The organism is Lentibacillus salinarum (genome assembly GCF_042679865.1).
GTDB lineage: Bacteria > Bacillota > Bacilli > Bacillales > Amphibacillaceae > Lentibacillus > Lentibacillus salinarum.
Genome location: NZ_JBHTNH010000024.1, coordinates 14,948 through 28,561, shown reverse-complemented (window position 1 = coordinate 28,561; position 13,614 = coordinate 14,948). Strand labels below are relative to the sequence as shown.

General features: G+C 44.4%; 12 protein-coding genes. 11 read left to right on the top strand and 1 reads right to left on the bottom strand.

Features of this window, described 5'->3' with window-relative positions:
* Positions 1-36 precede the first annotated feature (36 nt).
* The 9 genes from ACFQ4A_RS10995 (at position 37) to uvrC (ending at position 10,391) form a co-directional block, all read left to right on the top strand.
* Positions 37-2,376 (top strand): endonuclease MutS2, encoded by a 2,340-nt coding sequence (locus tag ACFQ4A_RS10995; RefSeq protein WP_382400515.1) that lies wholly within the window; start codon positions 37-39, stop codon positions 2,374-2,376.
* Between the two features lie 21 nt (positions 2,377-2,397).
* Positions 2,398-2,811 (top strand): DUF350 domain-containing protein, encoded by a 414-nt coding sequence (locus tag ACFQ4A_RS10990; RefSeq protein ID WP_382400513.1) that lies wholly within the window; start codon positions 2,398-2,400, stop codon positions 2,809-2,811.
* Positions 2,812-2,984: 173 nt separating this feature from the next.
* Positions 2,985-4,676: a long-chain-fatty-acid--CoA ligase gene (locus ACFQ4A_RS10985; protein WP_382400512.1), complete on the top strand. Its 1,692-nt coding sequence runs from the start codon at positions 2,985-2,987 to the stop codon at positions 4,674-4,676.
* A 116-nt stretch (positions 4,677-4,792) separates the two neighbouring features.
* A complete protein-coding gene (locus tag ACFQ4A_RS10980) occupies positions 4,793-5,383 on the top strand; it encodes a TetR/AcrR family transcriptional regulator (RefSeq protein ID WP_382400510.1) in 591 nt (196 codons plus the stop codon).
* Positions 5,384-5,400: 17 nt separating this feature from the next.
* Positions 5,401-6,174 carry an enoyl-CoA hydratase gene (locus tag ACFQ4A_RS10975; RefSeq protein ID WP_382400508.1) on the top strand — a complete coding sequence of 258 codons (774 nt, stop codon included), beginning with the start codon at positions 5,401-5,403 and terminating at the stop codon, positions 6,172-6,174.
* Positions 6,175-6,199: 25 nt separating this feature from the next.
* A complete protein-coding gene (locus tag ACFQ4A_RS10970; protein ID WP_382400506.1) occupies positions 6,200-6,973 on the top strand; it encodes an electron transfer flavoprotein subunit beta/FixA family protein in 774 nt (257 codons plus the stop codon).
* A gap of 30 nt (positions 6,974-7,003) precedes the next feature.
* Entirely contained in the window at positions 7,004-7,978 is a 975-nt protein-coding gene (locus ACFQ4A_RS10965) for an electron transfer flavoprotein subunit alpha/FixB family protein (RefSeq protein WP_382400504.1), read from the top strand.
* 199 nt (positions 7,979-8,177) lie between these two features.
* Positions 8,178-8,495 (top strand): thioredoxin, encoded by a 318-nt coding sequence (gene trxA / locus ACFQ4A_RS10960; protein WP_382400502.1) that lies wholly within the window; start codon positions 8,178-8,180, stop codon positions 8,493-8,495.
* 102 nt (positions 8,496-8,597) lie between these two features.
* Positions 8,598-10,391 (top strand): excinuclease ABC subunit UvrC, encoded by a 1,794-nt coding sequence (gene uvrC, locus ACFQ4A_RS10955; RefSeq protein WP_382400500.1) that lies wholly within the window; start codon positions 8,598-8,600, stop codon positions 10,389-10,391.
* Positions 10,392-10,475: 84 nt separating this feature from the next.
* Here the strand turns inward: uvrC and ACFQ4A_RS10950 are convergent, their stop codons facing one another.
* A complete protein-coding gene (locus ACFQ4A_RS10950; RefSeq protein WP_382400498.1) occupies positions 10,476-10,913 on the bottom strand; it encodes a YslB family protein in 438 nt (145 codons plus the stop codon).
* Between the two features lie 280 nt (positions 10,914-11,193).
* Here ACFQ4A_RS10950 and ACFQ4A_RS10945 point away from each other — a divergent pair, with 280 nt between their 5' ends.
* Together ACFQ4A_RS10945 and sdhA are read left to right on the top strand one after the other, a co-directional pair.
* Complete coding sequence (locus ACFQ4A_RS10945; protein WP_382400496.1) at positions 11,194-11,814, top strand: succinate dehydrogenase cytochrome b558 subunit; 621 nt, start codon at positions 11,194-11,196, stop codon at positions 11,812-11,814.
* Positions 11,815-11,857: 43 nt separating this feature from the next.
* Positions 11,858-13,609, top strand: a complete 1,752-nt coding sequence (gene sdhA, locus ACFQ4A_RS10940; protein WP_382400494.1) for a succinate dehydrogenase flavoprotein subunit — start codon at positions 11,858-11,860, stop codon at positions 13,607-13,609.
* The last annotated feature ends 5 nt before the right edge of the window (positions 13,610-13,614 follow it).

Below are 13,614 nucleotides of genomic sequence, written 5' to 3'. Positions count from 1 at the left end.
CGTGAAACGTTTAATCAGCTAAAGGAGAAAAGCCTGATGAATGAACCTATACATCAAACGTTGGAATTTGATAAAGTCATCGAACAACTGAATAATCAGGCAGCAACATCAATCGGAAAGGAATTAACCGGCAAGTTGAAACCGTCCACTGATATAACTGACGTGAGGGAAATGCAGGCGGAAACCGATGAGGCCAGCCAGATTTTACGGTTGAATATGGCTGTTCCATTAGGTGGAATAGCTGACATTCGGCCAAGTATCAAACGGAGTGTCATAGGCGGGGTTTTGGCCGCTGAAGAATGCCTTGATGTGTCGACTACGCTTTACGCCGCACGTCAGGTTAAACAGTTTTTGGAAAAAATGGAAGAAGATTTACCAATTTTAAAAGAATTGGCCGGCCGGATTGTTACATTACGTGAACTGGAAACAGCGATTAACAGCTGCATCGATGACAGAGGGAACATGATGGATAGTGCTTCTGTTAAGTTACGAAGCATTCGTTCCTCGATTCGCACATACGAAAGCAACGTACGGGATAAATTGGACAGTTATACCAAATCACAGAGCAAGATGTTGTCGGATGCGATCATTACGATTCGCAATGACCGTTATGTTCTGCCGGTAAAACAGGCGTACCGTGGGGCTATCGGCGGGATTGTTCATGATCAGTCCGCTTCCGGTGCCACACTGTTCATGGAACCGAAAGCCATTATCGACATGAATAACCAGCTCCAAGAAGCAAAAGTTAAAGAAAAACAGGAGATTGACCGGATTCTTCACGAATTAAGCGCCCATATTGCGGATCAAGAAGCGATACTTTATGAAAATGTCACCGTATTGGCGCAAATTGATTTCATCGTTGCACGAGCGAAACTAGGAAGGCTTATGAAGGCTGCTATGCCGGCCATGAATGATAACGGCTTGATCGACATCAAGCAAGCGCGGCACCCGCTGATTCCTGATGATGAGGTTGTGCCCAATGATGTTGTTTTGGGGAAGGATTATACGTCCATCGTCATAACCGGCCCTAACACCGGTGGTAAAACCGTTACATTGAAAATGATTGGGCTGTTTACGTTAATGGCTCAGTCCGGCTTGCAGATTCCTGCGGCTGATGGCTGTCAAATGGCCATTTTTGATGACGTCTTTACTGATATTGGGGATGAACAATCGATTGAACAAAGCTTGAGTACGTTCTCTTCCCATATGACCAATATCGTCTCCATTCTTCGTCAGATCAATCATAAATCCCTTGTTCTGTTTGATGAACTCGGCGCGGGTACCGATCCTCAGGAAGGTGCTGCCCTGGCTATGGCTATTCTGGATGATGTGGTTTCCCAGGGGGCACGTGTCGTGGCTACCACCCATTATCCCGAATTGAAAGCTTACGGTTATAACCGGGACAATGTGGTCAACGCATCGGTGGAATTTGATGTGGAAACATTACAACCTACTTACCGGTTGCTGATTGGTGTACCCGGCCGGAGTAACGCATTTGACATCACCAAACGGCTGGGAATGAGCCAATCAGTTATTGACCAGGCCAAAAACCAGGTCGGGGTGAACGCCACAAGTGTGGAAAATATGATTGCCTCCCTCGAACAATCACAACGTCAGGCTGAGGCGGATTACGAGCAGGCGCATGATATATTGCAGGAAAGCGAAACGTTACGAAACGATTTACAAAACGCATGGCAACAGTTTGAAGATAAACGGGAAGCATTATATAAAAAAGCGGAAGATAAAGCGGCCAAAGCACTTGAAAAAGCACGGGATGAAGCTGAAACAATCGTCAATGACATACGGCAAATGAAAACAGATGCTGCATTAAAAGAACACGAATGGATTGAAGCCCGTAAAATGCTTGAAGAAGCGCAGCCGAATCTGTCTGCTGAAAAACCGGACAAACCGAAACAGCCCACGACAAAACAAGAACTGAAGCCAGGCGACGATATTAAACTGTTGTCAGCAAACCAGCGTGGGTCAGTTTTGGAAAAGGTCAATGAGAACGAGTACCTGATACAAGTCGGCATTATGAAAGTCAAAGTAAAACGTGATGAGATCCAGTTGATAAATAACAAAAAGCCTGCCACCGAAAAGCCACTAACAACCATCAAAGGTTCTAGCTATCATGTCAAAACGGAGCTTGATTTGCGTGGTGAACGCTATGAGGATGCGATCGGAAGGCTGGAAAAATATATCGATGATGCACTGCTTGCGGGCTACCCGAAAGTTTTCATCATTCACGGCAAAGGTACCGGCGCTCTCCGGAAGGGTGTAAAAGCATTTGCCAAAAAACACCCCCGGATTGCAGCAGACAGACCCGGTTCAGCCGGGGAAGGCGGCAGTGGTGTGACGGTTCTGGAATTGACGTAATGGCAAAGGGGTTTGTTGAAAATGACTGGTTTTTGGGAAAACATTCTGGTGGAAACAGCCGCCAGATACAGTGTTGTTGTTCTTTGTACGGTTGTTTTTCTGGCCATATTTGAGTTTGTTACGTCTTACCATAATTGGCAGGAAATCAGACGGGGTAATTTTGCCGTGGCTATGGCGACCGGCGGAAAAATCATGGGGTTGGCCGTGATTTTCCGAGCGTCCATAGCCCATAACGATACGCTGATGGAGATGATTGGCTGGGGGACGTTCGGATTCATCCTGTTGCTTTTCGGCTACATCATCTTTGAATTCATGACACCGTCCATTAAAGTCGATCAGGAAATCGGCCACGGTAATAAGGCAGTAGGTCTAATGTCGCTGCTTATTTCCGTCGGCCTGGCATTTGTGATCGGTGCGAGTATTGGGGGAGATTAACGTGTTGCTGGAACGGTTGGCAAAAATCATGTTTGTTGTTGCTGTGGTGTTTTTGGTTGTCGGGGTTTTCTATTTCCTTTAGAAAAATTTCGTAAAATAGGTAATTAAAGTTTCAAAAAATACACATTTATCGGTATAATGAATGTATGCAATCATAAAGGAGGAAACGTTTTATGGTGAAACAGAAGAATTGGCATGTTCATTATCCAGATGACATTCCGACGACCATTGCGTATGATGAGAAGCCGCTTGATGCTTTTCTAGCCTCGACAGCTGAACAATTCCCTAAAAAGAAAGCGCTTCACTTTATGGGGAAAGAATGGACATTTGCGGACGTTTATTCACAGGCAAGGAAAATGGCAGCCCATTTTCAGTTGCTTGGTCTGAAAAAGGGTGATCGAGTGGCTGTGATGTTGCCGAATTGTCCGCAGGCGGTCATCAGTTATTATGGGGCATTGCTGGCAGGGGCGGTTGTTGTCCAGACCAATCCGCTGTACAAAGAGCGAGAGCTTGAATACCAGCTGAACGATTCAGGCGCAACATTTATCGTCTGCCTGGATATCCTATTGCCGCGCGTCACCCATGTCCGCGGAAACACCCCGTTAAAACATACGATTGTCACGGGGATTAAGGATTATTTGCCTTTTCCCAAAAACTTGGTTTATCCGTTTATCCAAAAGAAAGAATACAACATGGTTGTGAAAGTGGAACCATCCGAAGATATACACATCTGGCAAACGATTATGGAAACGGGTCATGAACACTATACACCAGTTGATATGGATCCGAAAAATGATTTGGCATTACTGCAGTATACCGGCGGAACAACCGGAAATCCAAAAGGTGTGATGCTGACCCACTATAACCTGGTTGCCAATGTGCAAATGTGTCGGAAGTGGTTATATAAAGCTGAGCCTGGTAAGGAAACCGTCTTAGGCGTTCTGCCGTTCTTTCACGTATACGGGATGACCGCTGTCATGAATATGTCTATTATGTACGGTTACAAAATGATCCTGCTTCCCAAATTTGATCCCGAAGAGGTCCTTAAGACGATCCAGAAGCAAAAGCCGACCATGTTTCCGGGCGCACCAACGATTTATGTGGGATTATTGAACCATCCCAATCTGAAAAAATACGATTTATCGTCCATTGAAGCCTGTATCAGTGGATCGGCACCATTGCCTGTGGAAGTCCAGGAACAATTTGAAAAAGTGACGGATGGACATCTTGTTGAAGGGTATGGATTAACTGAATCGTCACCTGTCACCCATGCCAATTTTATATGGGGGAAGCGTGTCAACGGTAGCATTGGTGTGCCGTGGCCTGATACAGATTCTAAAATCATAATGGAAAACGGTGAAGAGGCACCAGTCGGTGAAATTGGCGAAGTGGCTGTCAGTGGCCCGCAAGTCATGAAAGGGTATTGGAACAATCAGGAAGAGACCGATAACGTTTTAAAGGACGGTTGGTTGTTCACGGGAGATGTGGGCTATATGGACGAAAGTGGCTATTTTTATATTGTTGACCGGAAAAAGGATATGATTATCGCTGGTGGTTATAATATTTATCCGCGGGAAGTGGAAGAAGTATTATATGAGCATGAAGCTATTCAGGAAGTTGCTGTCGCAGGTGTTCCGGATCCGTACCGCGGTGAAACCGTTAAGGCCTATGTTGCCCTGAAAGCCGGTCATCAGATTGATGAAAAGCAATTGAACGCATTTTGCCGCAGTAATCTGGCAGCTTTTAAAGTACCAAGGATATACGAGTTCCGTGATGAATTGCCCAAAACAGCGGTTGGCAAAATTTTACGCCGGCAGCTGGTTGCGGAAGAGAAAGCGCAACAAACAAAAACTGAGACGGTTTGATTCAGAACATCGTTTGAACAAGTTGTATATTGACAGAAGCCACACAGCCATGTAAAATAAAATTGTGAATGACTATTCATTCATTTATTGGTATCGTATTTGTTAAGGAGATCGTCATGAAAAAAAACAAACCGAAGTACAATCAAATTATTGAAGCGGCTGTTGAGGTGATCGCAGAAAATGGCTATCATGCTTCACAGGTAGCCAAAATTGCTGGCAAAGCAGGGGTCGCTGACGGAACCATTTATTTGTATTTTAAAAACAAAGAAGATATTCTCGTATCTGTTTTTGAAGAAAAAATGGGGCAATTTATTGAGAAAATTGCCAATGCTATCCGTGATAAAAACAATGCCGTTGAAAAACTGTACACATTGATCGAAATGCACTTCCGGCAGCTTTCAGAGGATCACCATCTTGCAGTTGTTACCCAGCTGGAGTTACGACAGTCTGATAAAGAACTCAGACTAAAAATCAATCACGCTTTAAAACCCTATCTTGCTGTCATAGATGATATAATCAAAGAGGGGATCGAGGAAAAAGTCTTTCGTGATAATCTGAATATTCCGCTTGTCAGACAGATGATTTTTGGTACAATGGATGAAATTGTTACCAACTGGGTGATGAAGGAACAGAAGTACGATCTTACATCACAGACACCGGATGCTCACGCGTTTATCACGGATGGTCTTTCCTTAAAAATGTCATAGAGGGGAGGAACATCGATTTGCGTACATTATCCTATGAGACAAAAAAACATGTTGCGGTACTGACTATCCAGAGCCCGCCAACAAATGCTCTCTCAAGCCACCTTCTAAATGATTTAAATGAACTACTGGACCAAATTGAAACCGATTCCAGCGTGAAAGCCGTTGTGTTAACGGGTGAGGGTAAATTTTTCTCTGCCGGGGCGGATATTAAAGAATTGACATCCCTGCAGGATACTTCCGCTTATCAATCCCTGTCGGAAAAAGGACAGCGGATATTTGACCGGATTGAACATTTTCCAATACCGGTGATTGCTGCAATTCACGGTGCTGCTTTGGGAGGCGGTCTGGAATTGGCAATGGCATGTCACATTCGTGTTGTGACCGAAGATGCCAAGCTTGGACTGCCCGAGGTAACGCTTGGGATTATCCCTGGATTTGCCGGAACACAGCGCCTACCGCAGTATGTTGGTACCGCTAAAGCCTATGAGATGATTCTAAGCGGTGAGCCAATCAGCGGCGAACAAGCAAAAGTATTCGGGCTCGCCAATCATTCAGTACAAAGTGGGAATGCTTATGACAAAGCATTTGAACTGGCTGAAATTATTGCTTCGAGGGGTAAATTATCCATAAACGCGATTATGGATCTGATTCCTTATGCCAAGTCAGAACAGTTTGCTAAAGGTGTTCAAGAAGAAGCCAAGGCATTTGCCGGTATTTTTGGGTCGGCAGATGCGAAAGAAGGCCTAAAGGCATTTATTGAAAAACGCAAACCGAACTTCCAGGATAAATAGATTGTGACCTAAAGGAGGAACTTATATGAACATCTATGTATTGCTGAAAAGAACATTTGATACGGAAGAAAAAATCGTTGTATCAGACGGGCGAATTGAAGATGAAGGCGCTGAATATATTATTAACCCGTATGACGAATATGCCGTGGAAGAAGCCATAAAGCAGCGGGATGAGCACGACGGGGAAGTCACAGTCGTTACTGTTGGCGGGGAAGAGTCGGAAAAACAATTACGCACCGCGCTTGCTATGGGGGCGGATAAAGCTGTTCTGATCAACACGGAAGATGATATTGAGAATGGTGATCAGGTTACCACCGCCAAGATTCTGCAAGCTTATTTTGCGGATCAGGAACCGGATCTCATTTTGGCTGGTAATGTAGCGATTGATGAAGCAAGCGGGCAAGTCGGACCAAGACTGGCAGAAAGTTTGGGAATCAATTATGTGACGACGATAACCGCGCTTGCCATTGATGAGGACACTGCCCATATTGATAAAGATGTTGAAGGAGACGTCGAAAAAATTGCAACCGGCCTTCCATTACTGGCTACCTGTCAGCAGGGATTAAACGAGCCAAGATATCCTTCCTTACCCGGTATTATGAAAGCTAAGAAAAAACCGTTGGATGAACTGGAAATTGATGATTTAGATCTGGAAGAAGAGGATGTCGAAGCCAAAACAGAAACGATTGATGTATTTCTGCCTCCTGAGAAAGAAGCGGGAAGAATTTTGGAAGGCGAGGTTGATGACCAGGTAAAAGAACTAGTCTCCCTGCTTAAAGATGAAGCAAAAGTACTTTAACTGACAACCCACACGGAGAGGAGAAATAAAATGAGCGATAAATTACTTGTGATTTGTGAAGCAAGAGATGGCGAACTGCGGAATGTAACATTTGAAGCAGTGGCTGCAGCCAAGAAGATTAATGCCGGAGCGGAAATTGTCGGTGTCTTATGCGGCAGTGATGAGATGAACGAACAGGCACAGGAAGTCATTTATTACGGTGCAGACCGTGTCGTGACGGTCAAGCACGATAATTTGGCAACCTATACATCGGAAGGCTATTCGCAGGCTGTTATGGCTGTGATTGAGGACGAATCACCGGATGGTATCGTCATGGGGCACACGGCTATTGGTAAGGATTTAACACCACGGCTTGCGGCTAGGCTTGACACCGGTTTGATTTCTGACGCCACCACCATTGAAAATGACGGTGATCAGGCTGTCTTTATCAGACCGATTTATTCGGGCAAAGCATTTGAGAAAAAAGTGATTTCAAGCGGCATGACATTTGTAACCATCCGTCCGAATAACATACCGCTGCTTGATCGGGATGATACACGTTCCGGTGACGTGACAGCCAAACAGGTTGATGTCACAGATCTCAATACCGTCATTAAAGATGTCATTCGCAAAGCGTCTGAAGGTGTTGATCTGTCAGAAGCCAATGTTATTGTTGCCGGCGGTCGCGGTGTGAAAAGTTCGGAAGGCTTCGACCCTTTATATGAACTGGCAGATGTGCTGGGTGGAGCAGTTGGTGCCTCACGTGGCGCATGTGATGCGGAGTACTGTGACTATTCATTGCAGATTGGTCAGACTGGTAAGGTTGTAACCCCTGATCTGTACATTGCGGTCGGTATTTCCGGTGCTATCCAGCATCTGGCCGGCATGTCCAACTCAAAAGTAATCGTAGCCATCAACAAGGATCCGGAAGCCAATATTTTCAATGTCGCTGATTATGGCATTGTCGGTGATATTTTTGAAGTTATTCCAAAATTGACGGCTGAGCTTAAGGAAGTGGCGGTTTAAATGTGAAACGATCTGATCGTTTTCGGTCAGGTGTTTTTCAAATCGAAACATTCTAGCCAAAGATCCGTCCGGGTACTTATCCGAGATCTATCAAACCGCCTGGAACACGTCTGGCGGTGAATAAGCAAACGATTCGCGAGGAAGAGCTAACGATGATATACTTAACTCATAGTTCAGTGAATGAGGAGGGAAATAAAATATGGCAATTGAACATGTGACTGATCAAAACTTCAGTCAGGAAACAGCTGAAGGTCTAGTGCTGGCTGACTTCTGGGCGCCATGGTGCGGACCATGCAAAATGATCGCCCCGGTACTGGAAGAAATTGATGGCGAAATGGAAGATACCGTCCAAATTGTTAAATTGGACGTTGATGAAAATCAGGAAACAGCTGGTAAGTACGGTGTCATGAGTATACCAACACTTCTGTTGTTCAAAGATGGCGAAGTTGTTGATCAGGTTGTTGGTTTCCAGCCTAAAGAAGCTCTGGTTGATTTAATTAACAAACACGCCTCGTAAGGTGTACAATTATAGCGGAAGTGTGATAGAATCCCTTGTTACACCATGTAACAAGGGATTCTCTATAGTTTGGTATCACGATTTTTGGGGATGGGTTGGCAGATGAATCAACAACTACATGAAAAATTGACTGTTTTGCCGTCACAGCCGGGATGCTATTTAATGAAAGACAAAAACGATACAGTTATCTACGTTGGGAAATCAAAAGTACTCCGTAATCGCGTCCGATCCTATTTTAGAGGCGCCAATGATAAAAAGACACAGCGGCTGGTCCAGGAAATTCAGGATTTTGAATATATTGTAACGTCATCCGAAATGGAAGCATTGATTCTGGAAATGAATTTAGTTAAAAAATATAATCCCAGGTACAATGTTCGTTTAAAGGATGATAAGTCATATCCGTATTTGAAAATCACGTCCGAACGGCACCCAAGATTACTGATTACACGAAATATCAGGAAAGATAAGGGAAAATATTTTGGACCGTATCCGAACGTGCTGGCCGCTAGAGAAACGAAAAAACTGCTTGATAGATTGTACCCATTGCGGAAATGCAATAATCCACCGGGGCGTCCATGCCTGTATTATCACATGGGTCAGTGTCTTGCCTGCCGTGAAAATCCAGTAGCAAAAGAAACGTATAAAAACATTATCCAGAACATCACATCTTTTTTACACGGCGGTCATAAGGCCATTAAAGATGATTTAGTTGCCAACATGCATGAGGCCAGTGACGAATTGAACTTTGAACGGGCGAAAGAGCTGCGTGACTTGATTCAGCATATTGAATCAGTTATGGAACGGCAAAAAATGACATTAAATGATCAAGTGGATCGTGACATATTTGGCTACAGCTACGATAAAGGCTGGATGTGCATTCAAGTATTCTTTGTCAGACAGGGAAAATTAATCGAGCGGGATGTGTCCATATTTCCATTTTTCGATGAGCCTGCTGATACCTTCCTTAGTTTTATTGGAAGATTCTATTTGCACCAGTACCATTTGAAACCGAAACAGCTGCTTGTGCCGATTGGTACGGATACAGATTTATTAAGCGAATTATTGGAGATAAATGTTCATACACCCTTTCGTGGACGGAAAAAAGAACTTGTTGATTTGGCCATGAAAAATGCCCAAATTGCCTTGGAAGAGAAATTTTCACTGATTGAACGGGATGAAGAACGAACAGTACAGGCCGTGGAAAAGCTTGGTGAGGCCCTTCATATTGAGACGCCGCACTGGATAGAGGCGTTTGATAATTCCAATATACAGGGGGCAGACCCTGTTTCGGCGATGGTTGTGTTTACCGATGGACGGCCTGACAAAAAAGAATACCGCAAGTATAAAATCAGGAATGTGGATGGGCCGGATGATTATGAAACAATGCGCGAAGTTATCCGCCGCCGCTATACAAGAGTCCTAAAAGAAGAACGGCCGCTTCCTGATTTGATTATCGTTGATGGTGGAAAAGGTCAAATGAGTGCTGCGCTGGATGTTTTGGAAAATGAACTGGGGTTGGATATTCCGTTGGCTGGTCTGGCAAAAGACGACAAACATAAAACAAGTGAATTGTTATATGGCGATCCACCCGCGATCATCCAGTTATCAAGACAATCACAGGCGTTTTATCTTGTGCAGCGCATCCAGGATGAGGTCCATCGGTTTGCTGTTTCCTTCCACAGGCAATTGCGTGGAAAAAACCTGGTACAGTCAGCACTGGATAAGATTCCCGGGGTGGGGGAGAAACGCAGACGCCTGTTGTTGACGCATTTCAAGTCCGTCAATGATATAAAAAAAGCGCCCTTGGAAGATATCACGAAATTAGGTGTTCCACAGGACGTCGCTCAGCGAATTCTCACCCATTTAAACAATGAAGAAGGGAGCGAAACAACGTAATTTGTTCCGCTCCCTTCCGTTTTTTATAAAATAAAATAAAACCGTTTCACTCTCATATTCCTGGAAGCAATACTAGCCCGATTTCTAATCGGTATAAATGACGGTGAATTCAATCTGGTGAATTTTTTTATGTATTTCTTCACGGCATTCACATGATCGCTCTTTGACACGTTCGATTGATTCGGCCAGAAACCCTGCTTCCAGACGGAATTCCGTATCCAGAGGAGCCGTTAACCGGCAAACGACCGAATCAGCCATTAATTGAAAAATAAGTTCTTTCTTTTTTTCTTTGACGAGTTCTAGATGGCCCCATCCCAGCTTTTCATACACATAGACAATATCGGAAATTGACTCTATCTCAAATCTTCTGGCCAGATTTTTGCCCATAAAATAAAGCATGGTATCCGATTCCGTCCCGAATATATCAGGTAAACCAATGTAGCGGATCATATCATATCCGGCTCCTGATGAATGCAGGTTGTCCAGGATTGTAATCGGCATGGCGTCATGATCTTTAGACATTGATGTCATCCTTTCCCATAACAATTGCACCGTAATTGATTGTCCAAAATAATCGACAATATTATTATCCATGCAAATGTGTTAAAGTGCAAGCAGTGTCAGGCATATTTTAATATTTTAACTGCTGGGGTATTCCCTTTTCTTGACGCCTTACATAGATAGCATTACAATAAATGTGTCATAAATTGTACATTTTTGGTTAATAAATAGGCAGAGGGTTGTTGCCAAATAATGTGCATTCTGTCAATCAAATCATTTAAACTGAGGGGGGTTAAACAGAATGGCAGAGCATCGAGAGTTTTTTTACCGTCGGCTCCACTCGCTTTTAGGGGTCATTCCAATCGGGATTTTCCTGATCCAGCACTTGGTGGTCAACCATTTTGCCGTATATGGTGAAGAAAGTTTTAATCAGGCGGCTGCTTTTATGCATGATTTGCCGTTCCGGATTGTCTTGGAAATTGTAGTGATATATCTGCCGATTTTATTTCATGCCATCTTAGGGGTTTATATTGTCTTTGTCGGTAAAAACAATACGACCCGATACGGTTATTTCCGCAACTGGATGTATTTTTTGCAGCGGATAACCGGTATCATAACGTTCGTGTTCATTGCCTGGCATTTATGGGAGACGCGTGTCCAAATCGGTCTTGGTAATGAAGAGTTGGATTACAGTCTGATGGAAGGGATTCTGACAAGTCCCATTATGTTCTGGTTTTATATTATCGGCGTTGTGTCGACAACATTCCATTTTGCCAATGGGCTCTGGAGTTTCCTGGTGACATGGGGCGTTACACAATCACCGCGCTCACAGAAGGTTCTTACATATGTGACACTGATCGTCTTCTTGGCGCTGAGTTATATCGGGGTCAGAACACTAATTCAATTTGCTTACGGCGTTTAAGCGTGAGCAACCTTTTATTTAGAACAAGGAGTGAGGAATCCATATGAGTAATCGAAAAGTTATTGTTGTTGGGGGCGGTTTAGCCGGCCTGATGGCAACAATCAAAGCAGCGGAAGCAGGTGTAAATGTTGACTTGTTTTCAATTGTGCCTGTAAAACGGTCTCACTCTGTGTGTGCTCAAGGTGGCATTAATGGTGCGGTTAATACCAAAGGTGAAGGTGACTCACCATGGATTCACTTTGACGATACAGTTTACGGCGGCGATTTCCTTGCCAACCAGCCACCGGTGAAAGCGATGTGTGATGCGGCACCAAGCATTATCAATATGCTGGACCGCATGGGTGTTATGTTCAACCGCACACCTGAAGGGCTGCTTGATTTCCGCCGGTTTGGTGGAACACAGCATCATCGCACGGCATATGCAGGCGCAACAACAGGGCAGCAATTACTTTATGCGCTGGACGAACAAGTGCGCCGCTATGAAGTGGAAGGTCTGGTCAATAAATATGAAAGCTGGGAATTTGTCGGTGCCATTATTGATGATGAGAATGTCGGACGGGGTATCGTCGGTCAGAACATCCGGAATCATGAAATTAAGTCATTCCCGGGAGATGCTGTCATCATGGCATCAGGTGGACCTGGGATTATTTTTGGCAAATCGACTAATTCGATGATCAACACGGGGTCGGCAGCAAGCATTCTCTATCGCCAGGGCGCCAAATATGCAAACGGTGAATTTATCCAGATCCATCCGACGGCCATTCCCGGTGATGATAAGCTCCGTCTGATGAGTGAGTCAGCACGTGGTGAAGGCGGCCGTATCTGGACTTATAAAGATGGTGAACCATGGTATTTTCTTGAAGAGAAATACCCGGCGTACGGAAATCTGGTGCCACGTGATATTGCTACACGGGAAATTTTTGATGTGTGTGTTCACCAAAAACTGGGCATTAACGGGGAAAATATGGTTTACCTTGATCTGTCCCATAAAGATCCGAAAGAACTTGATGTCAAATTGGGTGGCATCATGGAAATCTACGAAAAATTCGTCGGGGAAGACCCGCGCAAAGTGCCAATGAAAATTTTCCCTGCTGTTCACTATTCAATGGGCGGCCTGTGGGTTGATTATGATCAGATGACGAGCATTCCGGGTATCTTTGCTGCCGGTGAGTGTGATTTCTCCCAGCACGGGGCAAATCGCTTAGGTGCCAATTCATTACTTTCGGCTATTTATGGTGGTTCAGTTGCTGGTCCGAACGCCATCAAATATATTGATGGTTTGGATAAACACGTCGACGACTTACCGTCCAAGTTGTTTGAGGATAGAGAAAAAGAAGAACAGGAAAAATTTGAAAACCTGATGCAGATGAACGGTACGGAAAATGCTTACCAGATTCATAAAGAATTGGGCGAGCTGATGACCGATAATGTCACTGTTGTCCGCTATAACGACAAGTTGAAAGAGACAGATAAGAAAATCCAGGAATTGATGGAACGCTGGGAAAATATCAACATAAATGATACGTCCCGCTGGAACAATCAGGGCGTCATGTTCACACGGCAGCTGGAAAGCATGTTGCAGCTGGCACGCGTCATTACAATCGGTGCTCTGAAACGCGATGAAACACGCGGGGCACACTATAAACCGGACTTTCCTGAGCGTGATGACGAGAACTTCCTGAAAACAACAATTGCCCAATATGACGAGGAGAATAATGAACCTGCGATCACGTATGAGGAAATCGATGTTTCGCATATCGAGCCGCGTAAGCGTGATTATTCCAAAAATAAGTGAAGGGA

Coding starts and splice junctions, on each gene's coding strand:
- ACFQ4A_RS10995 (WP_382400515.1), top strand. CDS start 37: ATGAATGAACCTATACATCAAACGTTGGAATTTGATAAAGTCATCGAA.
- ACFQ4A_RS10990 (WP_382400513.1), top strand. CDS start 2,398: ATGACTGGTTTTTGGGAAAACATTCTGGTGGAAACAGCCGCCAGATAC.
- ACFQ4A_RS10985 (WP_382400512.1), top strand. CDS start 2,985: ATGGTGAAACAGAAGAATTGGCATGTTCATTATCCAGATGACATTCCG.
- ACFQ4A_RS10980 (WP_382400510.1), top strand. CDS start 4,793: ATGAAAAAAAACAAACCGAAGTACAATCAAATTATTGAAGCGGCTGTT.
- ACFQ4A_RS10970 (WP_382400506.1), top strand. CDS start 6,200: ATGAACATCTATGTATTGCTGAAAAGAACATTTGATACGGAAGAAAAA.
- ACFQ4A_RS10965 (WP_382400504.1), top strand. CDS start 7,004: ATGAGCGATAAATTACTTGTGATTTGTGAAGCAAGAGATGGCGAACTG.
- trxA (WP_382400502.1), top strand. CDS start 8,178: ATGGCAATTGAACATGTGACTGATCAAAACTTCAGTCAGGAAACAGCT.
- uvrC (WP_382400500.1), top strand. CDS start 8,598: ATGAATCAACAACTACATGAAAAATTGACTGTTTTGCCGTCACAGCCG.
- ACFQ4A_RS10950 (WP_382400498.1), bottom strand. CDS start 10,913: ATGTCTAAAGATCATGACGCCATGCCGATTACAATCCTGGACAACCTG.
- ACFQ4A_RS10945 (WP_382400496.1), top strand. CDS start 11,194: ATGGCAGAGCATCGAGAGTTTTTTTACCGTCGGCTCCACTCGCTTTTA.
- sdhA (WP_382400494.1), top strand. CDS start 11,858: ATGAGTAATCGAAAAGTTATTGTTGTTGGGGGCGGTTTAGCCGGCCTG.